This is a genomic window from Microbispora catharanthi (assembly GCF_006334915.2).
Classification (GTDB): domain Bacteria; phylum Actinomycetota; class Actinomycetes; order Streptosporangiales; family Streptosporangiaceae; genus Microbispora; species Microbispora catharanthi.
The window spans coordinates 126,994-150,307 of record NZ_VDMA02000015.1 but is presented as its reverse complement, the minus strand read 5'-3'; the positions used below and the strand labels follow the sequence as shown (position 1 = coordinate 150,307).

The window sequence follows — 23,314 nt, the reverse complement described above, 5'->3', positions numbered from 1 at the left end:
CTCCAAGTCGGACCGGACAGCATGGCCTGTCTCCCCTGAGCGACGACTTCCGTGAACAACGAAAAGGACCCCCGATGAGATGGACGGCGACGCTGCTGAGCGCCACGCTGCTCGGCGGCCTGCTGACCGCCCCTCCGGTGCTCGCGGCCCCTGCTCCCATGACGGCCCCCACTGCCGAATCGGCCGCCCCCAGGCCGGCCCCTGTCGTCAAGACGGCCGTGGCCAGGGTCACGGCGAGCCCGGCCACGAGATCCGGCGCCTGTCCCACCACTGTGGGCTTCTCCGCCGTGGTGGCGGCGAAGGGGAAGGGAACCGTGCGCTACCGCTGGGTACGCGGTGACGGGAGCAAGAGCGCCATCAGGAGCTTCCGCGTCGACGGCGCGCGCAAGGTGGTCGTGCGGGACCGCCAGACGTTCGACCGCAGCGCCTCCGGCTGGCAGGCGGTGGAGATCCTCGGCAAGAAAGGGCTGTCGGCCAAGGGCCGCTTCGACGTCGGGTGCACCGGCGCCGTCGTGATCTGGGACACCGCCCACCCGCTGCCCGCCGGGCCGAGCGCACCGCTGGTCGCCGCTGCCGCGGTCAGCGCGAGCCCGGCGACCTACCGGGGCGCCTGCCCCACGACGGTGACGTTCACGGGCACCGTCCAGGTGTCGCGTACGCCTGCCAAGGTCTACTACCGCTGGATCGACAGCGGCACCGGGGAGGGCCGGCTCGAGTCGCTCCTCTTCGCGGCGGGTGGCCCGCGCAGCCGGCAGGTCACGCTCCCGCTGGCCGTGGGCAGCTCGACCGCGGGCTGGAAGGCCATCCGCATCGTCAACACCGGCGGCCGCGACTCCGGACGGGCCGCCTACGCGGTGACCTGCACGACCACACCGCCGACCTCGCCGAGCCCGTCACCCTCGCCCAGCCGGTCGCCCAGCCCGTCCACGAGCCCGAGTCCGACGCCGCCGGCCGTGCAGACGCCGGTGCCGCAGATCGCCGACCTCACGCCGGGCGACTACGAGGGCAGCTGCCTCGAACCCGTCGCCTACCAGGCCACCGGCCAGATCTCGCTCCCGGCGGGCGCGGCCCAGAGGGTCGGATACTGGTGGAGCCTTGACGGCTCCATGTGGCAGGAGCAGTTCGCCGACTTCCCCGCCGGCGACCGGCCCCGCGTGCAGAACGTGTCCGCGACCTGGAGCCTCGACTCCACCCGGAGCGGCTCCCACACCCTCGGCCTGCGGGCCGAAGGCGGCCCCGCCCAGCCGGCCCAGCGCACGTTCAGCTTCACCTGCGTGGCCGAGGGCGGCGACGCCGACCTGACCGTCGAGTACATGCTGACGCCCCACTTCAACGGCGAGTGCGACGGCTCGTTCCCCATGCGGGCCAGCGCGATGGTCCTGACGGACCGCGACGCGGAGGTCAGGTATCGCCTGGTCGTCGATGACAAGCCGGGCGTGCTCAGGACGGCCCGGCTCAAGCCCGGGGTGCGGAGCACGATCGGCGACTTCTGGTATGGCAACGCCAGGTCCAGTGGTTCGGGCGTCGTCCGCCTGGAGATCCTCAACCACAACAAGCCCGTCAAGCAGGTGCCGTACACCTGGACGTGCGTGGCGCCGGACCCGTCGCCGGGCACCGTGCAGATCACCGAGATCGAGTCCGTCGGCTACTACGGCGACTGCGTGGTCGCCCCCTACGTGACGGCCTTCGGCGAGTTCAAGGCGCCCGCCGGGACGGAGATCACCTACCGCTGGGTGGTCGACGGCGTGAACCAGCAGACCTTCACCCACACGGTCCCCGAGGGCGGCGTGATAGGCATCCAGGCCTGGTATTGGACGCGGGCCGAGAAGACCGACGGAACGGTCAAGATCGAGGTCTTGAACCACAACAAGCCGACGGCGCAGGCCGCCTATCCCATCCACTGCCAGAGCTGACGAAGAACCAGGGCACGCCGTTGGTCCCCCGCCCGGCGTGCCCTCCGCGCACGGCCCGGCCTCGCGGGCCGGGCCGTGCGCCATCGCTGTAATTTGAAGTGTGGATCCACGGAGGCGGGTGCCGCGCACCGACGCCGTGCTGGCCGATCCGCGGCTGGCCGCCGCCGTCGAGCGGCTCGGCCGTCCGGCGGTCAAGGACGCGGTCGTGCGGGCGCAGCAGCGGGTGCGGCAGGGCGAGATCGAACCGGAGGACGTCGCGGACGTCGCGCTGGCCGCGCTGCCGCCCAACGCCACGAGCCTCCGTCCGGTGATCAACATGACCGGCGTGCTGCTCCACACGAACCTGGGCCGTGCGCCGCTGTCCCCGGCCGCCGTCGAGGCGGTGACGGTGGCGGCGGGGGCGACCGACGTGGAGTTCGACCTGACCACGGGGGCGCGGGCGCGCCGGGGACGCGGCGCGGTCGAGGCGCTCGCCCGGGCCGTGCCCGACGCCGAGGGCGTCCACGTGGTCAACAACAACGCCGCCGCCCTCGTGCTGGCCGCCACCGTGCTCGCCGCCGGGCGGGAAATCGTGATCAGCAGGGGTGAACTGGTCGAGATCGGCGACGGTTTCCGCATCCCCGACCTGCTCGTGTCCACCGGCGCGCGCCTGCGCGAGGTGGGCACGACCAACCGCACCACCCTGGCCGACTACCGGGACGTGATCGGGCCGCAGACGGGGTTCGTGCTCAAGGTCCACCCGTCGAACTTCCGGGTCGAGGGCTTCACCGGCTCGGTCGAGGTGGCCGAGCTGACCGGGCTGGGCGTGCCCGTGGTCGTCGACATCGGCTCGGGGCTGCTCGCCCGCGATCCCCTCCTGCCCGAGGAGCCCGACGCCGCGAGCGTGCTGCGGGCCGGCGCCGACCTGGTCACCGCGAGCGGTGACAAGCTGCTCGGCGGCCCGCAGGCGGGCCTGCTGCTCGGCCGCCGCGACCTCGTCGAACGGCTCAGACGGCACCCGCTCGCCCGCGCGCTGCGCGTGGACAAGCTGACGCTGGCCGCGCTCGAGGCGACGCTGCGGGGCCCGGAGCCCCCCGTACGGCAGGCTCTCCACGCCGACCCGATCGTTCTCGGCGAGCGGGCCGAGGCGCTGGCCAAGGCGCTGTGCCGGGCGGGCGTGGACGCGGCGGCCGTGTCCGCGGAGGCGACCGTGGGCGGGGGCGGCGCCCCCGGAGTGGGTCTGCCGAGCGTGGCCGTGAGCCTGCCGGAACGGCTGGCCGCACCGCTGCGGCGGGGCGAGCCGCCGGTCGTCGGCCGGGTCGAGGGGGGCCGCCTGCTGCTCGACCTGCGCGCGGTGCCGCCCGACCGGGACGGCGAGGTCCTCGCGGCCGTCCTGAAGGCGACCTCCTGATGGCCCCGGGAACGCACGTCGTGGCCACGGCCGGACACGTCGACCACGGCAAGTCGACGCTGGTGCGGGCGTTGACCGGGATGGAGCCCGACCGGCTGGCGGAGGAGCGGCGGCGCGGGCTCACGATCGAGCTCGGTTACGCCTGGACGACGCTGCCCTCGGGGGAGCGGGTGGCGTTCGTCGACGTGCCCGGGCACGAGCGGTTCCTCGGCACGATGCTCGCCGGGGTCGGCCCGGTGCCCGCCGTGATGTTCGTCGTCGCCGCCGACGAGGGGTGGATGCCCCAGTCGGAGGAGCATCTGGTCGCGCTGCGCACCCTCGGCGTACGGCACGGCCTGCTCGCCGTCACCCGCGCGGACCTGGCCGACCCCGCGCCCGCGCTGGAGGACGCGCGCGACCGGCTGGCGGAGGCCGGACTGGGCGACGTGGAGGCCCTGCCGGTCAGCGGGCGCACCGGCGAGGGCCTGGACGGGCTGCGCGCCGCCCTCGACCGGCTGGTGGCGGCGCTGCCCGCGCCCGATCCGCGGGCCCCGGTGCGGCTGTGGATCGACCGGGCGTTCAGCGTGCGCGGCAGCGGGACCGTCGTGACCGGCACGCTGCCCGCCGGCCGCGTCGAGGTGGGCGACGAACTGGAGCTGGACGGCGAGCCGGTGCGGGTGCGCGCCCTGGAGTCGCTGAAGGAGCACGTCGAGTCGGTCACCGGGGTCGCGCGGGTGGCGCTCAACCTGCGCGGGCGGATCGCGCCGCAACGCGGGCACGCCCTCGTCACGCCCGGCGCCTGGACGGCGACGAGCCTGGCCGACGTGCGCGTGACGATGGCGGAAGGCGCCCGCGGGCCCCTGCCCGCCCGGCTCACCGCCCACATCGGCTCGGCGTCGGTGCCGTGCGAGGTGCGCCCGCTCGGCGCCGAGGCCGAGGGGGCGGCGGCCCGGCTGCGCCTGGCCCGGCCGCTTCCCCTGCACCTGGGAGACGCGCTGCTGCTGCGGGACCCGGGCCGGGGACAGGGCGAGCTGCGGGTGCTCGCGCGGGCGACCGTGCTCGACGTGCGGCCCCCGGAGCTGCGCCGCCGGGGGGCGGCCAGGGAGCGGGCGAAGGCGCTGGCGGACGCGTCGGCGAGCGCGGCCTCCCTCCTGCGTACGCACCTGCTGCTGCGCGACGGCGAGCTGGCCGCGATGGGCTGTCCGCCCGGGGGACGGCCGGTGGCCGCGGGCTGGCACGCCGACCCCGATCACTGGTCGGATCTGTCCACCCGGCTCCCCGAGGTCGTACGGCGGTATGCCGCCGATCACCCCCTGGAGCCCGGGATGCCGGTGGAGGCCGCCCGCCACGAGCTGGGCCTGCCCGACCGCCGGCTCGTCACGGCGCTCGTTCGGCCGCCGCTGACGGTGGCCGACGGGCGGATCACCACGACGGGCCGCGTCGTGGCCGGGACGGCCGGGCTGCCCGCCCCCGTCGCCGGGGCGGTGCGGGCCCTGCTGGACGACCTGGCCAAGGCCCCGTTCCAGGCGCCGGAGGCAGGGCGGCTGGCCGCGCTGGGGCTCGGACCGCGCGAGCTCGCCGCCGCCGTACGCGCCGGGGCGCTGCTGCGCGTGGCCGAGGGCGTCGTGCTCGCGCCGGGCGCCGACGCGCGGGCCGCGGCGCTGCTGGCCCGGCTGCCGCAGCCGTTCACGGTCAGCCAGGCCAGGAGCGCGCTCGGCACCAGCCGCAGGGTCGCGGTGCCGCTGCTGGAACACCTCGACCGCGAGGGCCTCACCGAGCGGGTGGACGAGGTCCACCGCCGGTCAACGTGAGGCGACATCGCGCTTGCCGGCGGCGGGGTTGCCGGGGTCGACGCCGAAGCTGATGATCCGCTGCGGATGGACGCGGATGATCGGGCCGGACAGCGGGGCCTTCGAGCCGGCGGGTTCGGTGAGCGCCTCGCCGTGCCCGCGTATCTCCAGGCAGCGCACCTGCCAGGGATCAGTGGACGGGAGGTCGTCCACAACGAACGCCACCTTGCCGTTGGCCAGCACATTGCGGAACTTGCGGCTGGCCGCCATGTCGCGCCCGCCGATGTCGATCGTCTGCAGCTCACGGTTGTAGCGGAACCCGACCGGGCTCACCTGGAGCGTGCCGTTCGGATGGAGCGTGGCCAGTCGCCCGATCCGCTGACCGCCGAGGTACTCGATTTCGCGCTCTGTGAAGATCATGCGCTCATCCTAATCAAGTAGTTGATTGACATTTGTCATTCAACTACTTGATTGGCTAGGGTGCGGCGCATGGCTTCAACAGCACGGCGTGCGCCACAGGAGCGCGGGAAGGCGGCCGAACGGACCCGTGAGCGGATCCTGGAGGCGGCGGTCGAGGAGTTCGGCGCGAAGGGGTACGCCGGGGCCCGCACGGCCGCCATCGCGGCGCGGGCGGGGGTCAACCAGCAGCTCATCTCCTACTACTTCGGCGGAAAGCAGGGGCTCGTCGAGGAACTGCGGCGCAGGTGGGCGCGGGCGCAGGAGAGCGTGACGCCGCCCGGCGCGACGTACGCGCAGAGCGTGGCGGCCCACCTCGACGCGACGCTGGACAACCCGGACTGGTCCCGGCTCGTGGTCTGGCAGGCGCTGGGGGACAGCCCGGCCGCCGCGGGCGACGACGAATGGGCGGCGGCGCAGCGGGCCCGGCTGCGCCAGGCCGTGGAGCGGACCCGCCGGCGCCAGGAGGAGGGCGAGATCACCGGCGAGCTGGACGCCGAGTTCGTCCTGCTGGTCGCCTACGCGCTGGCCTTCGCGCCCATCGCGCTGCCCCGGATGGTCGAGGGGATCGTCGGCGCCGATCCGCTGTCGAAGGACTATCGCGAGTGGGTCGTCGGCCAGCTCGCCGCGATGACGAGGAGAGATTCGTGAGCAGGACGGTCGTGTTCTCCGCTTACGGCGGCCCGGAGGTGCTCGAGGTCGTCGAGACGGAGCCGGACGAGCCGGGGCCGGGGGCGATCAGGGTGCGGGTGCGGGCAGCGGGCGTGCAGCCGTTCGACGCGCTGTTCCGCGGCGGGGGCGCCCACGCCTACGTGCCCGCGGCGTTCCCGCAGCGGCTGGGCAACGAGTTCGCGGGCGTGGTCGACGCCGTCGGCGAGGGCGTCACCGGCGTGGCCGCGGGCGACGAGGTCGTCGGCTGGGCGATGCTCGCGTCGTACGCCGAGCACGTCGTCGTCCCGGCCGGCCAGGTGGTCGCGAAGCCCGCGTCGATGCCGTGGCCGGAAGCCGGGGTGCTGTCGGCGTCGGGGCAGACCGCCGACACCGCGCTGGAGAAGCTGCGCGTCGGCGCCGGTGACACCCTGCTCGTGCACGCGGCGGCCGGCGGGGTCGGCACGTTCGCCGTGCAGATCGCCCGGGCGCTCGGGGCGACGGTCGTCGGCACCGCGAGCGAACGCAACCACGCCTACCTGCGCGACCTCGGGGCGATTCCCGTGGCGTACGGCGACGGGCTGGCCGAGCGGGTGCGGGCGGCCGCCCCACACGGCGTGGACGCCGCGCTCGACGCGGCCGGGACCGTGGAGGCGCTGGAGGCCTCGGCGACGCTCGTGGCCGACCGCACCCGGACCGGCACGATCGCCTACCAGCCCGCCGCCGAGCGGCTCGGGGTCCAGCGACTGGGCACCGAGCGCTCGGCGGACCGGCTCGCCCGGCTGACCGCCCTGTACGAGAAGGGCGACCTGAAGGTGCGGATCCAGGAGGCGATCCCGGTCGAGGAGGTGGCGCGGGCACATCGGCTGATCGAGACCGGCCACACCACCGGCAAGCTCGTTCTGATCTTCTGAGCGGTCAGCCCTCGGCGACGGCGGCGACGAATCGGTCCACCGCCGTGGCGACCGCGTCCGGCGCCTCCACGGGCAGCAGGTGCCCGCTCCCGGCGACGACGTCCAACCGCGCGTGGGGGATGTGGGGCAGCAGGTGGTCGCGGAGCATCTGCGGCGGCTCGACCCGGTCGTGTTCGCCGGCGAGCACCAGCACGGGAGCCTCGATAGCCCGCGCGGCGGCGGTGATGTCGGCGACGATGCCGTTGAGGGGCCACTCCCGGCGCGCGGGGTCGTCGGCGGCCAGGCTGTCGCGCACGATCGCCTCGCGAACCGCGCCGGGGATCGCGGTGGCGGTCAGTGCGGTGTCGATGGCCTGTTCGACGGTCTGCGCCGAGTCGTAGGCGCCGGCGAGGAACCGCCTGTAGTCGGGCGTGACGGTGGCGGGCGGCTCCGCGGGCGCGGGCGCGACCAGCACCAGACCGGCCAGACCGGCCGGACGCCGGGCGGCGGCCAGTTGGGCGATCTTGCCGCCCATGGAGTGCCCGACGAGCACGTATCGTTCCAGGCGCAGCTCCCGCACCACGGCGGCCAGGTCGTCGGCGAGCTGCTCAAGGCCGTACGGGCCGGGCAGCCCCCGTGACGCGCCCCACCCGCGCGGGTCGTAGCGGACCGTGCCGCGTTCGCGCGGCAGCCGCTCCACGACCGCGTCCCAGGTCGCGGCCGACCCGCCCCAGTAGGGCAGGAACACCGCCGCCGGCGTGCCGCCTCCCTGGTGGCGCACCTCGATCGTGCCGCCCCTCACCGGGACGTCCTGAGTTGTGAAAGTCGTCGTCATCATGTCCTCCGATCCATGGCACGAGCAGGCGTACGCGAGCGGTGCGTCCCGCCCTCCGACGCCTCTGTCGTGCAGGGGTACGGAGAGAACGCTAGGCTGACGGGCCGGGGAGATCCCGGTCGAAAGGCGCTCGGTGCTTGTGGAAAACGGTCAGCTTCCCGGTGTCCGGCAGCTCCGCTACGCCCCGGCGCCGGGACCGGACTTCGGCGTCGAGGTGCTCGGCTTCGACGCGCTGCGGCGCATGGACCCCGGTCGCCGCCGGGCCGGCCCCCAGCGTCCCGACTTCCACGTCCTGGCCCTGATCCGCTCCGGGCGCGGCCGGCACACCGCGGACTTCGTGGACCATCCGCTGTGCGGACGCACCGTCGTGTGGATCCGTCCCGGCGTGGTGCACCGCTGGACCGACGTCGATCGGGTCGACGGGTCTCTCGTGCTGTTCGAGCAGGGCGTCCTTCCTGCGTCGGGACCCGCGGCGCAGGCCGCGGCCGACGTCTTCGCCCCTGCCGCCTGGCGGGCCGGCGAGGACGCCTGGCCCCTCTGCCTGACCGCCGCCGACCACCTGGGCCGGGAGCACGCGGCCGCCCTGGCGGATCCCCGGCCGTCGTCGGCGCCGATCCTCGCCCATCTGCTCGCCGCGCTCGTGCTGCGGGTGGTTGCCGAGACGGGCTCCGCGCCGGGCTCCGACGGCCCCGAGCACGAGGTGTTCCGCCGGTTCCGGGCCGCCGTGGAACAGTCGTTCGCCACTCGGCACCACGTGGCCGACTACGCGGGCACGCTCGGCTACACGCCCCGCACCCTCACCCGGGCCACCCGCGCGGCGGCCGGAGTGGGCGCCAAACAGTTTCTCGACCAGCGGATCCTGCTGGAAGCCAAGCGGCTGCTCGCCCACACCGACCTGTCCGTCGCGCGGTGCGCGCAGCGGCTGGGCTTCGACGATCCGGCGAACTTCACCACGTTCTTCCAGCGCCAGACCGGCATGCCGCCCAGCCGCTGGCGAGACGGGCACAGCGGCCGTCACGCCCTGAGCTCACCACCGAGGGGCGAGGAGGGGTAGCCCGGCACGCCGCCGCGTACCCTCCACGGCTCGTGGACCAGGTCGCCGGGCAGCGACGCGAGTTCGGGGACGTAGCGCCGCACGTACTCCCCCTCCGGATCGAATCTCTTCGCCTGGCGCAGGGGGTTGAGCGTGCGGTAGGGCCGGGTGTCGTTGCCCGTCCCCGCGACCCACTGCCAGTTGCCGCAGTTGTTCGGCATGTCGCCGTCGAGCAGCCACTCGGCGAAGTGCTCCAGCCCGGCCCGCCAGTCGATCCCGAGCCGCTTGGTCAGATAGGAGCTGGTGACCAGGCGCACCCGGTTGTGCATCCAGCCCTCGGCGCGAAGCTGGCGCATGCCCGCGTCCACGATCGGAACCCCGGTCACGCCCTCCCGCCAGGCGGCCTCCGCCTCCTCGTCGCGCCGCCATGCCACGTCCCTCGGCCGGTAGTCGCGCCGGCCCATCTCGGGGAAGGCGTCGACGACCTGGTAGTGGAAGTCGCGCCAGCACAGTTGCCTGACGTACTCCTCGCCGCCCGGCCGTTCGCAGGCGCGGTCCACCACCTCCGACGGCGACACGCAGCCGAAGTGGAGGTAGGCGCTGAGCATCGAGGTGCGCCCCGCCATCAGGTCGCGGGTCTCGGCGTAGGAGGCCAGGCCCTCGCCCACCCACCGCTCCAGCCGTCGCCGCGCCTCGCTCTCCCCGCCCCGCACGATCCCGTACGGCTCGGGGGACGTCTCGGACAGGAGGCCCGTATCGATGCCGGGCGGCAGGCACAGGCGGTGGGGCGCGCCGAGGACCGGCCGTCTCGCGGTGGCCGACCAGGCCCGCCAGTAGGGCGAGAAGACCCGGTAGTGGCTCCCGCTGCCGGGTCGCAGCGCGCCGGGCGGCACCACGGTCACGCCGGGGAAGAGGCGGAACTCCAACCGGTGGGCCCGGCACTCCTCCGCCAGGCGCCGCTCCCGCCGCCGCGCCAGCGGGCTGACGTCCTCGCTCGCCCAGATCGCCGACGCGGCCGCCTCCCCGGCGACCCGTACGGCGTGGGCCACCGGGTCGCCGTGCCGTACGACGAGGTCCCCGCCGAGCGCGCGGAGGGACGCCCGCAGGTCGTGGAGGGACGCGTGGAGGAAGTCGCGGCGGTGCCTGGCCCCGATCGCGGGGTCGAACACGAACAACGGAACGACGTGCCGGGCCACGGCGCACGCCTCGGACAACGCCGGGTGATCATGAATTCGCAGGTCCCGGTTGAACAGCACGACGACGGTCTCCACGCGTACCTCTTCGCCGTCGATCACGCCGGTGGTTGCGGCTCCCGAGTAAATCGGGAGATCGTTTCGTCGTACGGCGGAGGCTGCTTCACGCCGAGACCGGTCGTGCGCATGCTGTAATGCCGAAAAAGCATGGAATGCTGGTTATTCCCCGGAAATATGAAGGCTATTCACATCGGATGTGGCGGACGGATGACGGGCGAAAGGCGGGCAGGGAAACCTGTCCATCTCCGGGTGGGTCACGTGCGTGAAAACGGAATGAAAGAGCAGGTCATCCGGCCTGTGGGGCGGCGAGAGCGGGCATGATCCGCAACTTCTCCAGACAAGTCGGGAGATGATAACGGTGCTGCGACTGGGCCCCTTTCGGATGACCATATCAGTGTTATTTGCGGCTTATCCTCAACTCAGGATTTCTCTGGTTCTTTTCCTTCCCAACACATCGCAGTCAGTCTAAGATCTCGTTCTATGTATCGGTATGCATCAAGATTTCCTGTTAGGCAAGTGCGATGCCTAAGTCGCAGGGATGCTCTGGCCGAACATGACGCCGTCGTCATCCTCACCCCGATCCGGTGCGCATGAACCCGCCCGCCGGGGATCTGACGCTCGACCCCGGCCGGGGGATGGCATGGGTGGACGAGCACGGCGCCCACCTCGTCGACTACGCCTCCGGTCATCTCGAGTCCGGCCCCATGCTCGCGGCGGTGATCGCCGCGCTGGAGTCGTGTGCCGCCCGCGAACGGCCCGGGAACGTTTCAGACCGGGCCTGGCTGCTGTCCGCGCTGCGCCGTGAGGTCGCCACCGGCCCGGGGCGGGGGTTCCTGCCCGGGCCCGGTCCCGGCGGGCCCGACCACCTCGCGGTGCGGCGCGCGTGGCGCCTGGCGGACCCCCTGGGCGCGGAGACGCTGCTCCTGCTCTACCGTCACGAACTCCCGCTTCGGGATCTCGTGTACGTGCTCGCCCTGCCGCTGAAGGAGGCCGGCAGGCTAATCGCGCGTACCCAGGACGTGGTGGAGATCCTCGTGAGCGGACTGGACGGCCTCGCCCGGGGCCGGCCGATCTGTCCGGAGATCGCGCCGCTGGCCGCCGCCGTCTTCCCGGACGAGCACGGCGAGGCGGCCGACTTCGGCGCCGCCCGTACGGCGCTGCTCCGCCACATCGTGACGTGCGTGGTGTGCAAGCGGCCCATCAACATCCGATACACCGTTCCGCAGATCCTCTCCCGCCCTCCGGTTGCCGACCTCACGCCCGAGACCAGGCAACGACTCCTGGACGCCCTGAACAGGGACCGGCCCGCTCCGGCGGAGCGGACGGGGCACCGGCCTCCCTCGTCGTTCGGCATGCCGCTGTCCGCTCCCGTGGACACCGCTCCCGTGCACAAGCCGCACGCTCCTGCCGCCCCCGCACCGGCGTTCCCCGTGTCGTCTCCGGCCGCTCCGCCGTCGGTGCCGCCCGATTCCGGCCTGTCGCCGGCCGTGTCCAGTGAGGAGCTCCGCCCGCCGTCCCGGGAGGACACGAGACCCGGCCGCCTCATCCCGCCCGCGCAGCCGGAGGCGCCGCGTCCTGCCGGCCCTGTGACGAACACAGTGGCGAACCCTGTGGCCAACAAGGTGGCCGGCACTGGGGCTGAGACTGCGGCCGGTGCCGGGCCCGAGCTGCCGGAGCGCCCGGTGCGGGCCATCTCGCAGGAGGACACCCAGCCGAGCCTGCCGTGGTCGCCGGGGACGTTGAAGTCACGCGGCGCGCAACGGCCCAACCCGTTCCCCGGGCCGTCGGGCGCGACCGGCTCACCCGGGTCGCGGGGCGCGACCGGCTCACCCGGCTCACCCGGGTCGCGGGGGTCGGGCTCGCCAGGTCCGGCCGGTCCGGCCGGGCCGGTCGGACCGGCGCGGGGGGCGCACCCGGCTTCCGGAGAGGGCGCCGCGCTCCCGCCGGGGCAGGACACGCCTCTCTACAACGCGCTGCTCTCGCAGATCAGGGCCAGGGAGGCCCTGGCGCACGCCGCCGAGGCGGTTCCCGCCCCCGCCCACGTCGCCGATGTCACCGACGTCGCCGACACGGCGGGGGAGGTGGACCTCACCCACAGGCCGCTCGCCGGTGCGCAGATCAGGATCGTCGAGGTCCTGGCCCGGGTCGGCTCGCTGCTCCGGGCGACCGCCTTACGGATCGTCATCGTCGTGATCGCGGGTGCGGCGGGGACCGTGACGGGAATCAACCTCTTCGCTCCTGCCCCCCAGTCCCAGAAGGGATCGCTGGAGGCGAGCGTCGCGCAGGCGTCCGCCGATCCGGCGGGAACGGGCGCGAACCCCTTGGCGACCGGCCAGACGGACGGCGCAGCGACAGACGGGGCGGCGACCGGCGGCACCACGGCGGGTGGTGCGGCGGTGGGCGAGCGCGCCACGAGTACGGCCTCGGGCACGCCGCGGGCCACGGTGACCGCGACCGCCGCGGGGGCCGGGGGCGCCGCGCAGCCTGGCGGACAGAGCACCGCGGCCGGGGGCGCCGCGCAGTCCGGCGGGCAACACGGCACCGCGGCCGGGGGCGCCGCAGGCGGGGGTGCCACGCGGCCTGATGGACGCGGCACCGCTCCGGACGCCCCCGCATCTCCCGGCGCCTTCCTGATGGGCGCCTGGGGTGTGCAGGCGCCGTCCGTCGTCACACTCGACGCGTTCGGGAGGGGAACCCTCACTCTCTCGACGACCTCCGGAAAACCCGTGAAATGGCGGATATCGGCTCCCGGCCTGGTGGTCGAGCCGTCCAGTGGAACGCTCAAGCCCGGGCACACCGACGTGCTCACCGTGCGCGCGATGCGCGTCCGCTACTGGTGCGGGGTCCCCTCGCCCGTGACGGCACCGCTCGAACTGCACGCCCCGAAGGGCAAAGGCACCGCCACCGTGCGATGGAGCACCTGCTGACCGCCCCCGTTTCCTCCCGTCCTCGGTGAAAGGACCCCCATGACCGAGATTCACACTTCGGTGCCCACTCCTGCCGAGCAGTTCCCGGAGAGCGTGCCTCTCACGGCAGAACACCTGTTGACCAACCGCCGCATAGAGCCCACCGGCGGATGGCGGCGGCTCGTCTACCAGCTCTCCGGCGGGCGGATCATCCCCTCGGAGTCGGCGGCGGAGCTGGAACGGCGCACACTGATCGCCCAGGCCCAGACGCCCGTCGCCAGCGGTCACCACAGGATCGCGGTCATGAGCCTGAAAGGCGGGGTGGGGAAGACCACGACGACGGCGGCGCTGGGCAACACGCTGGCCTCGCTGCGCGGCGACCGGGTGATCGCCATCGACGCCAACCCCGACAGGGGGACGCTCGGCATCAAGGTCAAGTCGGAGACCGCGGCGACGATCCGGACTCTGCTGGCCGAGGCGCCGCACATCGTCCGGTACGCCGACGCCCGCGCGTTCACCTCGCAGTCGTCCGCCCGGCTGGAGGTGCTCGCGTCCGACACCGACCCGGCCGTCAGCGAGGCGTTCAACGCCGAGGACTACCGTACGGTCGCCAATCTGATCGAGCGCTACTACTCGATCTGCATCACCGACTGCGGCACCGGGCTCCTGCACGGCGCCATGGGCGCCACGCTGGAGCTCGCCGACCAGATCGTGCTGGTCACCATGGTCGCCGTGGACGGCGCGAGCTCGGCCGCCGCGACCCTCGACTGGCTCACCGCCCACGGCCACGGCCACCTCGTCAAGAACGCCATCGTCGTGCTGAACGCGGTCGAGCCGAAGTCGCACGTGGACGTCGACCTGCTCGAACGCCACTTCGCCGGACGCTGCCGCGCGGTGGTGCGGGTGCCGTTCGACCCGCATCTCAAGGAGGGCGCCGAGGTCGACCTGTCCCGGCTGCGGCCCACCACCCGCGGCGCGTACCTGCGCCTCGCCGCGGCTGCCGGGCAGGCGTTCTCACAGCGGCCGGACCGGAGCAAGTAGTGGGACCGGTCATCCCCGATCCGGCGCTCGACTGGGACCTGGGACCGCCGCGACGGTGGGATCCCCGGCACCTGATCGTCGCCATCGCGGGGGTCGTCACCGTCGTCGCCGTCGCGGTGATCGTGCTGCAGACCCGGCACGCCGAGGCGCCGTCCACGCCGGCGCGCGTCGTCGCGCCGTCCGTCGGGCTGGCGGCGCCGACCGGTCACGAGGGCGACGGAGGCTATCCCGTCGGCTTCCCCCACAGCGAGATCGGGGCGGCGTCCGCCGCGGCCGCCGCCCTGGAGGCCGCCTGGACGCTCGACGTCGGCCAGGCGGAACAGGCGGCCGCGCTGTACGCCCCGCCGGACCAGCGTGAGGCGGCACGCCAGGGTGCTCGCGACGCCGTACGCGGCTGGCGGGAGACCCTCGGCCTTCCCTCCGAAGGCGAACTCCCCGCCGGGGCGGCCCTGCGGACGCAGACGATCGGCGTCCAGTGGAAGGTCCGCTCCGAGGACCAGGTGCAGGTCTCCGTCCTGGTGCAGGTGACGGCGACCACGGGCGCCGGTGCCACCGGCCCCGTCTACTCCAGCCCCTACGCCATGAGCCTGCTGATGGCGTGGAAACCCGATATGCGCGGTGCGAACAAGGGCGACTGGGTGAACATCCCCGACCCGACGCCCCCGTCCGTGCCCGCAGCCGCTCTCCCAGGGACGCCCGAGTTCGCCGCGGCGGGCTGGAAGTCCCTCATCGGTCCCCGGCCCACTCCCTAGATCGAGGAAGAGCCCCTCAATGACCCCCCGAATGTCCTCCCGGCGCGCCACCCTGGTCTCCGGCCTGCTCCTGGCCGCGGTATCCGCGACCGGCGGCGCCGTCGTCGCGCAGCCCTGGGCCGCCGTGGCCGAGCCCGGCCTGGACGCCCCCCCACCGATAGAAGGCGCCGCCCCCCTGGCCGCGCCCACCTCCGACGAGCCCGGCAACGCCTCGTCGTCCTCGTCTGATTCGGCGTCTGATTCCGCGTCGGGCGGTTCCGGCGGCTCGGCCGGCTCGGGCGGTTCGGCCGGCGAGGCCGACGGCGCGAGCGCCGACGCGGGCAACAGCCCGCAGGACGGCCCCGCGAAGGCAGCCGGCGACGCCGCGCCTGACCCGCAGGCGGCGGACAAGGCCGGTTCCGGTGCCTCTGGAGGCTCGTCCGGCACGGCCCACGACTCCTCGGGCGGTTCCGGCGGTGCGTCGGATACGGCGCAGGACTCGCCGGGCGGCCCGGGTGGTTCGTCCGCTTCTACGCACGACGACTCCTCGCCCGGCGCCTCGAACCAGTCCGATGACACCGCGAAGGCAGCGGGCGACGCCGCGCCTGACCCGCAAGCGGCGGATAAGGCCGGTTCCGGTGCCTCTGGAGGCTCGTCCGGCAGTCCCGATGGCCCGTCAGGGAAGTCACACGAGTCCGCGGGACCGTCTTCCGGGTCGTCCGGCGTCGCCGTGGGCGCCGGATCGAAAGGCACCCCCACCGGAGACCGGACGGCCGACGAGTCGCGTGATCAGGACCGTGATGCTCGGAGCCGCGTCACGGGCGACCAGACGGCTCGCGACTCTCGTGCTTACGTCCGCCACGGGTCCGGCGGTAGCAGCGGCGACCGGCGGATCGGCACGTCGCGCCACGCGGGCGGCGACGGGCGCGTCGAGGGCTCCGCTCCGCCGCCACCGGCAACTCCGTCGCCAGACACGCCCGGTGGCACGGCGACGCCGCCCGTCCCCTCGCCATCAGCTCCACAGGGGCCCGTCCCCACCGCGAGCAGCGGCCCCATGACGAAGGCCCTGGCCGCGCCGGTCGGGCAGGGGAAGCCGGCGCCGAACGGCGGGCAGGGCGCCGCGTCGGCTCCGAAGCCGACGGCCGGCGGCGCTGCCACCGCCACCTCCGGCCAGACCGGTAAGGGGGCGCCCGCGCCGACCGCGAGCAGCGGGCCCGCCTCGACGGCGACTCCCGCACCGGCCGCGAGCGGCGCGACCGCGGCCACACAAGGCAACGGGCCCGCCTCGACGGCGGCGCCGCAGGCCACCCCGCACGCGACCGTCTCGGTGAGCGTCTCGCCCGGCCCGGGCTCCACGGCGAACCCCCAACCGAGCCCCACGGCCACTGGGAAGCCGACGGGCAAGCCGACAGACAAGCCCTCGGGCAAGCCCACAGACAAGCCGACGGGCAAGCCGACAGACAAACCCACCGCCAAGCCGACGGGCAAGCCCACAGACAAGCCGACGGGCAAGCCGACAGACAAACCCACCGCCAAGCCGACGGGCAAGCCCACAGACAAACCCACCGCCAAGCCGACGGCGAGCGACAGACCGACGCACAAGCCGACGCAGCAGCAGCCTCAGGAGCCCAAGCCGAGCGCGACCGCCACCTCGACCGCGCTTCCCGCCGCCACTCCGCCCGCCGTCCCGCAGGCGGGCGGTACGGCGACGCCGACGCGGACGGCCCTTCCGCCCGTGACGCCCACGTCTCCCACGGTTCCCACAGTTCCCAGGGTTCCCACGGCCCTCCCGACATCCCCGGGCAGCGCGGTGTGGGAGATTCCCGCGCCGTCGCTCACCGGCCGGTCCGCGGCGGCGCCGCCTCCCGCGGTCGGACAGCCGCCGACCGCGCCGATCGCGATCCCGGGATATCTGCCGCTGCCGCCACTGGTCGCCCAGGCGCATGATCGATGCGGGGACGACGGCACGGCCGGCTGCTGGAGCCTGGCGCCCTGGCGGAGCCGTACGGCCGGGCACTCCCACGAGTTCTCGGGCGGCGGGCGGACGGGCGGCACGGCGACGCCGCGGTGGGCCTTCGCCCCGCCGAGCGTGAAGTCGGGCGTGCCCAGCCCGTCGGGCGTCCCCGGCGCGTTCAGCGCGCCGTTCGCCGGGTTCGCACTCGCGGCGGAGGAACCGGACGCGGGCCGGGCCGGATGCTGGGCCTTCAGCCCCTCCGCCCACTGCGCGAGATGGGACTGACCGTGCGCCGCTGACCACCTGTTATGCCGTCACCGTCCCGGGCAGGTTGCACCGCATGGAGCACATGGCGGAGGACCCGGCCACGGTGACGGCGGTCACGGTGACGCCCTGCGAGGACGGCCCGCTGCTGGTGCGCGGGCCGTTCGCGCTCATGACGCAGGACGGGCGGCGCATCGATCCGGGCAGGGCCACGGTGGCGCTGTGCCGCTGCGGCCGGTCCTCGACCAAGCCGTTCTGCGACGGCTCTCACAAGGCGGCCGGCTTCCGCGCGACGAGCGAGCCCGATCCGCCGGGCTGACGAAGCCCCGACCACCGCCCGGCGACGCCCGATCCGGAAGGGACGGGCGTCTGAAGTGCCCGGCGGCGGAGCCGGCGCGTCGAGTGCGCGGCGACCCGCAGGCGGCGCCCCGCGTACGGCACGCCGCCGAGCGCGAACCTGGCGGCCAGGGCCGCCCAGCTGCAGGTGGCCCGTTCGAGCACCCAGATCGGCGCGAACAGGCTGGCCGCGGCGGGGAAGATCCGGCGGCCTCCGGCGCGGCGGCGTCCGATCTCCGCCAGGCCGACCGCCGCCACCGCGCCTGCCGCGATCAACTCCGGCCGGCGTCGCCACAAAGCCGCGCCCACGCAGGGGAGGACGGCGAGGAAGACCGCCATCCGCGCGGGTTGCGCCAGGTCGTCGTACGCCTGCCGGACCCGCTGGGACCAGAACCGGCGGGTGCCGGGCGGCAGGCGCCGCACGTACAGGTCGAGCGGGCGGACCTCCCGGCCGCCGTGGGCACGGACCGTGCGGATGAGTTCCAGGTTCTCGAACAGCACGTCGCCGTCGTAGCCGCCCATCTTCTCGAACGTCGAGCGACGTACGCCGAAGGTCCCCGGATAGTCCGCCCCGAGGCCGCGGTTGAGCAGGGTGCGGGCGCTGTCCCAGCGGGCGTGCCAGGGGAGCGGGTGGAAGTGATTTTGCGGGCGGACGAGGTCGGCGTGGTCGAGCAGCGCGTGGACCCGGGCGAGCGCGCCCGGGTCGTAACGCACGTCGTCGTCGGCGATGACGACGTGCTCGCCCCGGGCGCGGCGCATGCCGGTGAGCACGCCCGCCACCTTGCCGTTCGCGACGGTCAGGTCGTCGTCGGGCCGCACGTGCTCGGCGATGCCGCGCCACAGGCGCGCGTGCCCTTCGAACAGCGGGGGTGGCGAGCCGTCGACCACCACGATCCGGACGTGCCGGGACAGGCCGCGCAGGTAGCCGGTCAGCTCCGCGAGCCCGGCGTCGTCGTGCCAGCGCAGCGGCAGCACGTAGTCGATCTCCGCTGTGACAGGGCCCGACTCTGGGACAGGGCCCCATTCTGTGACAGGGCCTGACCCGGGCGGGCGGCGGCCGCGCGTGGTCATCGCATCGACACCTCGGCGTCGGCCCGCCACAGGGAGGTGCGCCCCTCCCGCCAGCGGCCCAGCAGATGCTCCGCGAAGAGCCGGTCGAGGGTCAGCGCGCAGGCGGCGCCGTACAGGATGTCGCCGGTCAGGCCGGGGTGTTCCGCGGCGAACGCGCCGCACATGTCGTGCGCGGCGATCTGCTCGTGTACGGCGTCGGCCTGCACGTGCTCGTCGTAGTAGCGGCGCGCGCCGGCGTCGCCGCCCAGCCGCCGCAGGCCCTGGCTGTAGCGGCGGTTGGGGAGCGACGAGGTCATCTCGAACGCCGCGAGGTGCCCGAGGAGCGCGCCCCGGTGATGGCGGTGCAGCCCGAACAGCGACATGACGTTGCTGATCGCGAGCGTCACGCCGGGGACGCCGCCCAGGTAGGCGCCGTAGGAGTCGTCGAGGCCGAGCCCCCGCATGGTCGCGCGGAACAGCTCGGCGTGCATGCGCTCCGGCCTGCCCCCGCCGTACTCGTCGGACTGGATCTCCACCAGCGCGGCCTTCGGCCGCCCGAGCAGGCGTGGGATGCCCCACGTGTGGGGGTCGGCCTCCTTGAGCTGGTAGATCGACCGGTGGACCACGAACTCGCGGAACTGTGCGGCGTCGCCTCTTCCACGCAGGTACGCCGACAGGGAGGGGCCGTCGTCGGACGCCACCAGCGCCGCCAGGGCCCGGGGCACCTCCCGCGGCGGCGGAGCGGGCGGGCGGGACACGCGCCGGGCCAGCCACCCCTCGAACCACGTCTCCAGGCGCTCCCGCAGGGCCAGCACCGACGGGTTCCACTCCCAGCGGTCGTCGACGCCGTCGAAGCCCTGGTAGTGCAGCTCGTAACAGACGAACAGCGCGAGCTGGGCGTCCTCCTCGTCGCCGCACGAGTCGCCGTACGGGTCGGCGGGCGGCGGGCCGAAAGCGTGAGGCGGCCGGGCCAGCTCCGCGAAGAGCCGGTCGGTGAGCGGGCCTCTGGGCGCGGGCAACTGCATCAGCTCTCCAGCAGGCGGTAGACGGACACGTGGGCGCGGCTGTCGTCCGTGAAAGGGGCGCCGGACCAGTCGGCCCATCGGTGCTCCCGCGCCATCCCCGCGAGGCGGGCCATGAGGTCCAGCTCGCACGGCCAGGCGTAGCGGTGGTCGGCCGGCAGCAACCGCAGGCCGTCCGCGGTCATCCGCAGTTTCGTGGTGTGCATGAACTGCTCGGCCGGACTCAGCCGGGCGGCCTCGACGACGACCTCGTCCTCGCCGAGCGACAGCAGCCGCAGCGACGTCCGGTCGCGGAAGGCCGCGGGGTCCGGCACCCACGCCTCGATCACGAAGCGCCCCCCGGGCCGCAGATGGGCCGCCGCGTTGTGGAAGCACCGCACCTGGGCGTCCTGGGAGGGCAGCGCGAAGACGGTGTTGAAGGCCAGCAGGACGAGCGCGAACCGCCCCTCGACCCGGACCTCGGAGAAGTCGCCCAGCGTGACCGGAATGCGGTCACCGCCGGGCTTGTCGCGAAGGACCGCCACCATGTCGGGCGACCCGTCGACACCCGCCACGGCCAGGCCGCGGGCGGCGAGAGGGAGCGCCAGCCTGCCGGTGCCGATCCCGAACTCCAGGACCGGCCCTCCCTCGGCCAGCCGGAAGACGCGCTCGACCGCCGGACCGGTGGGCAGGTGCTCCACCATCTCGTCGTAGACGTCGGCGATCGTCCGCCCGTACGCGGACGCATCGAATTCCCCCATGCGTTCCCCCCAACACGACCGGCACGCGCTATGGGGCTGCCGGTCGGCCCGTCACGCCCCCAGGTCCCGGGCGACCGTGTCGAGCCGGTCCGCGAGCTCGCCGAGCCGCCGGTCGTCCACCGGGCCGTCTCCCAGCAGGCTCTCCAGGTCGCGCCTGCCGGCGATCACGAGGCCCTCGGCGCGCGACTCCGGCACGACCTCGCACCGCCCGCCCACCAGCACCAGCGTCGCGTCGGGCAACGGCGACTCCAGCAGCGCCCGGACCTCGTCCCGGCCGACGACACTCATGACATCTCCTTCCGGCCCCGATCGACCTCCTCCGCCTACCCCTGCGACCTGGCCGTACACGCGCTCGCGCTCACGGCGCGTCGGTGGGCAGCAGCGTGCCGAGGGGCCCCAGGTCGAGGTTGAGGTCGGACGGTGAGAGGTCGAACCGCTCGCACAACTCGGTCATGGCCTCCTCCAGGCGCATCAGCGTCAGGCCGAGCGTCTCGACCTGCTCGTCGGACAGGTCGCCCTGGTCCATTCGCCGGATGGCCTGCCGTTCCACGAGCTGGCGCACCAGCTCGACGAGCGTCAGCACGAGACGGCTCAGGTCACGCCGCACCGCCTCCGGGTCGGTGTTCAGCCGCCAGGGGCTGCCCCTCCCGGCTTCCGCGCCCCGTTCCCACTGGTCCTGCTCCCACCGATCCGGACCGCCCGCCTCGGTCTCCACGCCCATCCGCCAGGGCCCTGCCGCGGTGTCCCACGGAGCGCTCCCGGCCTCACCACCGGTCATCCCCACTCTCCCTCCTGCCGCGGGCGAGATCGCGCGTTGCCCGCCCGCCCTCCGCGTACGGCTCGCCGAGCGGGTCGAACGGCTCGGTGCCGCGTACGGAGCCGAGCAGCGCCCGCAGGGAGATACGGACGAGGTCGATGTCGGCGATCGACAGCACGATGTCGCCGGTGATCACCACACCGCCCGCGAGCAGCCGGTCGAGCAGGTCGACGAGCGCCACGCGCTCGGGCGGCAGGCGGCCCTCGGCGGCGAGGGCGGCGCCCCGCGGGCGCTCCGGCAGGTACGCCGGGGTCCCGCCGGGCGTCATCGCACGCCCCCGGAACGGCCCGTCCCGAGGTCGATCGAGGTGAAGGAGTAGGGCGCCCACGGGCCCGTGAGCTCGACGTCGAGGAATCGGTCGCGGTAGCCGCCGAGCACCGCGGCGAACTCCTCCTCGCGGGCCGGATCCACCAGGTAGGCGCCATTGAGCACCATCGACTCGCTCCGCCCGGACAGCTGGGGGTCCTGCGGGCGGTGGCGGCGGCTCGCCACGGCGACCTGCCCCAGCTCGGCGTGCAGGAGCTCGGCCCGCTCGGCCGCCGCGCGCCACAGGTCCTCCCTGCCGCGCAGGCTCTCCTTCTTCCGGCGCAGGTACGCCATGCCGGGGCTGTCGCCACCGGCCGCGGTGGCGGGCGCGGTGGCGGCCGCGGGCGCGGGGGGTGGCGTGTCCCGGCGCAGGTAGGCCTTGACGCCCCACTCCCGCCGTCCCGCGACATGCGAGAGGATCTCCGCGAAGTCGTCGTGCCGCCGGTCGAGGAGGTCGCGGACCTGCTCCTCTCCGGTGTAGACGGTCACGAGGCGCACAGGGGCGGTCGGCCCGGCCGCCGCCAGCGCCTCGACGACCCGGTGATGGGCGCGGGCGACTCCCTCCACCCAGTCGAGGTCCTCCAGCGAGCGGCGCAGCGGTTCCTCGCCGAACCGGTCGAGGGGCACGTCGCCGATGTGGGCCACGAGCCCGCCGCAGGACACGGTCCGCACCACGCCGTCCATGACACCGTGCAGGTCACGAGGAGGCTCTCCGCCGGACGTCACCGCGTACAGGTAGACCCCCTGGCCGGAACCGCCAGGGGCGGCGGTCTCACGGGCCTCGCGCGGGGCGTCAGGGGCGTGGGGCTCCTGCGCCCTCTGCGGCGGGGCGGCGGGAGCGGCGGGGTGGTTCTCGCCTACGGCCGGCTGGTTCTCGCTCATGGCGGGGTGGTTCTCGCTCATGGCGGGGTGGTTCTCGCTCATGGCGGGGTGGTTCTCGCTCATGGCGGGGTGGTTCTCGCTCACGGCGGGGTGGTTCTCACTCACGGCGGGGTGGTTCTCACTCACGGCCGGGCTCCGTTCCGCCGAGGCGGCCGAGCCGTCGGGCGCGGGCCTCGGCTTGGCGGTCGCCCCGCCGCTCACCCGTGCGTTCACCTTGGCGCCGGCCCGTGCGTTCTTCCGCGCGCTCGCCCGGTCGCTCGTGCGCGCGCTCGCCCGGTTCGAGTTCCGTCCGCTCCTCCCAGGCGAGCAGGCGCTCCTCGACCGCGCTCAGGCGCTCGCGGAGCCGGCGGTTCTCCTCGACCAGTTCGCGATCCCTGCCGCTGAGCCACGGGTCGCGCTCCCACCAGTCGATGCCGATCTCCCGCGCGGTGTCGACCGAGGCGATGACCAGCCGCAGCTTGATGGTCAGCAGCTCGATCTCCAGCAGGTTCACCCGGATGTCGCCGGCGATCACGATGCCCCGGTCGAGCACGCGTTCCAGGATGTCGCCCAGGTTGGTCGACTCCCGGCCCATGACGGCCGGCGGCGCGTACGACGACTCGCGCAGGATGGGACGCGAGCGGGGATCGGTCATAGCCCACCGCCGTAGGCGCCCGTGCCGCGCCGGTAGGTCCGGGTGCGCCGGTAGGACATGAGATTTCCCTCGTCGTCCACCTGGCACTCGTAGATCGACAGCATGTCTCCTGTGGACGGGATCCTGTGGTCCTCGACGACCTCGACGTCGACCAGCCAGCCGTTCTCCACGGGTTCCACCGACGTGACCCCCTCCGTGTCCTTGGAGGTCAGATCCGCGATGTAGCGCAGGCCGAGCCGTCCGGCGGACACCGCGTTCAGCGCGGCCCGGCGCCGGCGCGGCTCGGCGGCGCGGTCATCCCCGCGCTCACTCCTGTGCTCGTCTTCGCCCTCGGCCTCGTCGTACGGCCCGTCCTCCTCGACGGGCATGCCCGAGGAGCCCCGCCGCCCGTACGGCGCGGCGTCCTCGTCGTAACGGGCTCTCCGCCGGGGAGGCATGGGA

The 23,314-nt window shown here is 74.1% G+C and carries 25 protein-coding genes; 11 read left to right on the top strand and 14 right to left on the bottom strand.

The window, feature by feature from the left end; all coding sequences use genetic code 11:
* The first annotated feature begins 74 nt into the window (after positions 1-74).
* The 3 genes from FH610_RS43880 to selB all read left to right on the top strand — a co-directional run bounded on the left by FH610_RS43880 (position 75) and on the right by selB (position 5,093).
* Positions 75-1,913, top strand: coding sequence for a hypothetical protein (locus FH610_RS43880; protein WP_205826077.1), 1,839 nt, complete (start codon positions 75-77; stop codon positions 1,911-1,913).
* A gap of 100 nt (positions 1,914-2,013) precedes the next feature.
* Positions 2,014-3,303 carry an L-seryl-tRNA(Sec) selenium transferase gene (selA, locus tag FH610_RS26525; protein ID WP_139577536.1) on the top strand — a complete coding sequence of 430 codons (1,290 nt, stop codon included), beginning with the start codon at positions 2,014-2,016 and terminating at the stop codon, positions 3,301-3,303.
* Entirely contained in the window at positions 3,303-5,093 is a 1,791-nt protein-coding gene (selB, locus tag FH610_RS26520; RefSeq protein WP_139577535.1) for a selenocysteine-specific translation elongation factor, read from the top strand. The genes selA and selB overlap by 1 nt, the downstream gene beginning before the upstream one ends.
* Here the strand turns inward: selB and FH610_RS26515 are convergent.
* Positions 5,085-5,492, bottom strand: coding sequence for a PPOX class F420-dependent oxidoreductase (locus tag FH610_RS26515; RefSeq protein WP_139577534.1), 408 nt, complete (start codon positions 5,490-5,492; stop codon positions 5,085-5,087). The genes selB and FH610_RS26515 overlap by 9 nt on opposite strands.
* 69 nt (positions 5,493-5,561) lie before the next feature.
* Here FH610_RS26515 and FH610_RS26510 point away from each other — a divergent pair, with 69 nt between their 5' ends.
* Both FH610_RS26510 and FH610_RS26505 read left to right on the top strand, forming a co-directional pair.
* Complete coding sequence (locus FH610_RS26510) at positions 5,562-6,179, top strand: TetR/AcrR family transcriptional regulator (RefSeq protein ID WP_139577533.1); 618 nt, start codon at positions 5,562-5,564, stop codon at positions 6,177-6,179.
* Positions 6,176-7,090 (top strand): NADP-dependent oxidoreductase, encoded by a 915-nt coding sequence (locus FH610_RS26505; protein ID WP_139577532.1) that lies wholly within the window; start codon positions 6,176-6,178, stop codon positions 7,088-7,090. The genes FH610_RS26510 and FH610_RS26505 overlap by 4 nt, the downstream gene beginning before the upstream one ends.
* Before the next feature lie 4 nt (positions 7,091-7,094).
* Here the strand turns inward: FH610_RS26505 and FH610_RS26500 are convergent, their stop codons facing one another.
* Positions 7,095-7,907 (bottom strand): alpha/beta fold hydrolase, encoded by an 813-nt coding sequence (locus FH610_RS26500; protein WP_139577531.1) that lies wholly within the window; start codon positions 7,905-7,907, stop codon positions 7,095-7,097.
* A 130-nt stretch (positions 7,908-8,037) separates the two neighbouring features.
* Between FH610_RS26500 and FH610_RS44665 the strand changes: the two genes are divergently transcribed.
* Positions 8,038-8,958 (top strand): helix-turn-helix domain-containing protein, encoded by a 921-nt coding sequence (locus FH610_RS44665; protein WP_240809207.1) that lies wholly within the window; start codon positions 8,038-8,040, stop codon positions 8,956-8,958.
* Here the strand turns inward: FH610_RS44665 and FH610_RS26490 are convergent.
* The gene (locus FH610_RS26490) at positions 8,919-10,232 is read right to left on the bottom strand and encodes a cryptochrome/photolyase family protein (protein WP_240809206.1); all 1,314 of its coding nucleotides are present in this window, start codon (positions 10,230-10,232) and stop codon (positions 8,919-8,921) included. The genes FH610_RS44665 and FH610_RS26490 overlap by 40 nt on opposite strands.
* A 542-nt stretch (positions 10,233-10,774) precedes the next feature.
* Here FH610_RS26490 and FH610_RS26485 point away from each other — a divergent pair.
* Genes FH610_RS26485 through FH610_RS26475 form a run of 3 tightly spaced genes read left to right on the top strand, consistent with a single transcriptional unit; the run spans position 10,775 to position 14,889 of the window.
* Positions 10,775-13,117, top strand: a complete 2,343-nt coding sequence (locus FH610_RS26485; RefSeq protein ID WP_139577530.1) for a hypothetical protein — start codon at positions 10,775-10,777, stop codon at positions 13,115-13,117.
* A 39-nt stretch (positions 13,118-13,156) separates the two neighbouring features.
* On the top strand, positions 13,157-14,137 hold the full coding sequence (locus FH610_RS26480; protein ID WP_139577529.1) for a MinD/ParA family ATP-binding protein: 981 nt from the start codon (positions 13,157-13,159) through the stop codon (positions 14,135-14,137).
* Positions 14,137-14,889 carry a hypothetical protein gene (locus FH610_RS26475; protein ID WP_139577528.1) on the top strand — a complete coding sequence of 251 codons (753 nt, stop codon included), beginning with the start codon at positions 14,137-14,139 and terminating at the stop codon, positions 14,887-14,889. The genes FH610_RS26480 and FH610_RS26475 overlap by 1 nt, the downstream gene beginning before the upstream one ends.
* An 828-nt stretch (positions 14,890-15,717) precedes the next feature.
* Here FH610_RS26475 and FH610_RS26470 read toward each other — a convergent pair.
* A complete protein-coding gene (locus FH610_RS26470) occupies positions 15,718-16,248 on the bottom strand; it encodes a hypothetical protein (protein ID WP_139577527.1) in 531 nt (176 codons plus the stop codon).
* Between the two features lie 240 nt (positions 16,249-16,488).
* Positions 16,489-16,632, bottom strand: coding sequence for a hypothetical protein (locus tag FH610_RS42960; protein WP_161628082.1), 144 nt, complete (start codon positions 16,630-16,632; stop codon positions 16,489-16,491).
* Between the two features lie 46 nt (positions 16,633-16,678).
* Here FH610_RS42960 and FH610_RS26465 point away from each other — a divergent pair, with 46 nt between their 5' ends.
* Both FH610_RS26465 and FH610_RS26460 read left to right on the top strand, forming a co-directional pair.
* On the top strand, positions 16,679-17,107 hold the full coding sequence (locus FH610_RS26465) for a hypothetical protein (RefSeq protein ID WP_139577526.1): 429 nt from the start codon (positions 16,679-16,681) through the stop codon (positions 17,105-17,107).
* Between the two features lie 55 nt (positions 17,108-17,162).
* On the top strand, positions 17,163-17,405 hold the full coding sequence (locus FH610_RS26460; protein ID WP_240809205.1) for a CDGSH iron-sulfur domain-containing protein: 243 nt from the start codon (positions 17,163-17,165) through the stop codon (positions 17,403-17,405).
* Here the strand turns inward: FH610_RS26460 and FH610_RS26455 are convergent.
* The 9 genes from FH610_RS26455 to gvpO form a co-directional block, all read right to left on the bottom strand.
* Entirely contained in the window at positions 17,354-18,397 is a 1,044-nt protein-coding gene (locus tag FH610_RS26455; protein WP_205826076.1) for a glycosyltransferase family 2 protein, read from the bottom strand. The two genes, FH610_RS26460 and FH610_RS26455, sit on opposite strands and share 52 nt — an antisense overlap.
* 92 nt (positions 18,398-18,489) lie before the next feature.
* Positions 18,490-19,497 carry an iron-containing redox enzyme family protein gene (locus FH610_RS26450; RefSeq protein WP_139577524.1) on the bottom strand — a complete coding sequence of 336 codons (1,008 nt, stop codon included), beginning with the start codon at positions 19,495-19,497 and terminating at the stop codon, positions 18,490-18,492.
* The gene (locus tag FH610_RS26445; protein WP_139577523.1) at positions 19,497-20,234 is read right to left on the bottom strand and encodes a class I SAM-dependent DNA methyltransferase; all 738 of its coding nucleotides are present in this window, start codon (positions 20,232-20,234) and stop codon (positions 19,497-19,499) included. The genes FH610_RS26450 and FH610_RS26445 overlap by 1 nt, the downstream gene beginning before the upstream one ends.
* 51 nt (positions 20,235-20,285) lie before the next feature.
* Entirely contained in the window at positions 20,286-20,522 is a 237-nt protein-coding gene (locus tag FH610_RS26440; RefSeq protein ID WP_139577522.1) for a hypothetical protein, read from the bottom strand.
* A gap of 70 nt (positions 20,523-20,592) precedes the next feature.
* The gene (locus tag FH610_RS26435; RefSeq protein ID WP_240809204.1) at positions 20,593-21,012 is read right to left on the bottom strand and encodes a gas vesicle protein K; all 420 of its coding nucleotides are present in this window, start codon (positions 21,010-21,012) and stop codon (positions 20,593-20,595) included.
* Positions 20,999-21,319 carry a gas vesicle protein gene (locus FH610_RS26430; protein ID WP_139577521.1) on the bottom strand — a complete coding sequence of 107 codons (321 nt, stop codon included), beginning with the start codon at positions 21,317-21,319 and terminating at the stop codon, positions 20,999-21,001. The genes FH610_RS26435 and FH610_RS26430 overlap by 14 nt, the downstream gene beginning before the upstream one ends.
* On the bottom strand, positions 21,316-22,365 hold the full coding sequence (locus tag FH610_RS26425; protein WP_240809203.1) for a GvpL/GvpF family gas vesicle protein: 1,050 nt from the start codon (positions 22,363-22,365) through the stop codon (positions 21,316-21,318). Before FH610_RS26425 ends, FH610_RS26430 begins: the two co-directional genes overlap by 4 nt.
* Positions 22,358-22,873: a gas vesicle protein gene (locus FH610_RS26420; RefSeq protein ID WP_167538775.1), complete on the bottom strand. Its 516-nt coding sequence runs from the start codon at positions 22,871-22,873 to the stop codon at positions 22,358-22,360. Before FH610_RS26420 ends, FH610_RS26425 begins: the two co-directional genes overlap by 8 nt.
* A complete protein-coding gene (gvpO, locus tag FH610_RS26415; protein ID WP_139577520.1) occupies positions 22,870-23,310 on the bottom strand; it encodes a gas vesicle protein GvpO in 441 nt (146 codons plus the stop codon). The genes FH610_RS26420 and gvpO overlap by 4 nt, the downstream gene beginning before the upstream one ends.
* Positions 23,311-23,314: the final 4 nt, after the last annotated feature.

Bases quoted from the DNA above. Each gene is read 5' to 3' on its own strand.
- FH610_RS26450 (WP_139577524.1), bottom strand. From the start codon at position 19,497: ATGCAGTTGCCCGCGCCCAGAGGCCCGCTCACCGACCGGCTCTTCGCG.
- FH610_RS26510 (WP_139577533.1), top strand. From the start codon at position 5,562: ATGGCTTCAACAGCACGGCGTGCGCCACAGGAGCGCGGGAAGGCGGCC.
- FH610_RS26420 (WP_167538775.1), bottom strand. From the start codon at position 22,873: ATGACCGATCCCCGCTCGCGTCCCATCCTGCGCGAGTCGTCGTACGCG.
- FH610_RS26515 (WP_139577534.1), bottom strand. From the start codon at position 5,492: ATGATCTTCACAGAGCGCGAAATCGAGTACCTCGGCGGTCAGCGGATC.
- FH610_RS26435 (WP_240809204.1), bottom strand. From the start codon at position 21,012: ATGACCGGTGGTGAGGCCGGGAGCGCTCCGTGGGACACCGCGGCAGGG.
- FH610_RS26460 (WP_240809205.1), top strand. From the start codon at position 17,163: ATGGAGCACATGGCGGAGGACCCGGCCACGGTGACGGCGGTCACGGTG.
- FH610_RS26480 (WP_139577529.1), top strand. From the start codon at position 13,157: ATGACCGAGATTCACACTTCGGTGCCCACTCCTGCCGAGCAGTTCCCG.
- FH610_RS26440 (WP_139577522.1), bottom strand. From the start codon at position 20,522: ATGAGTGTCGTCGGCCGGGACGAGGTCCGGGCGCTGCTGGAGTCGCCG.
- FH610_RS26430 (WP_139577521.1), bottom strand. From the start codon at position 21,319: ATGACGCCCGGCGGGACCCCGGCGTACCTGCCGGAGCGCCCGCGGGGC.
- FH610_RS26445 (WP_139577523.1), bottom strand. From the start codon at position 20,234: ATGGGGGAATTCGATGCGTCCGCGTACGGGCGGACGATCGCCGACGTC.
- gvpO (WP_139577520.1), bottom strand. From the start codon at position 23,310: ATGCCTCCCCGGCGGAGAGCCCGTTACGACGAGGACGCCGCGCCGTAC.
- selB (WP_139577535.1), top strand. From the start codon at position 3,303: ATGGCCCCGGGAACGCACGTCGTGGCCACGGCCGGACACGTCGACCAC.
- FH610_RS26500 (WP_139577531.1), bottom strand. From the start codon at position 7,907: ATGATGACGACGACTTTCACAACTCAGGACGTCCCGGTGAGGGGCGGC.
- FH610_RS43880 (WP_205826077.1), top strand. From the start codon at position 75: ATGAGATGGACGGCGACGCTGCTGAGCGCCACGCTGCTCGGCGGCCTG.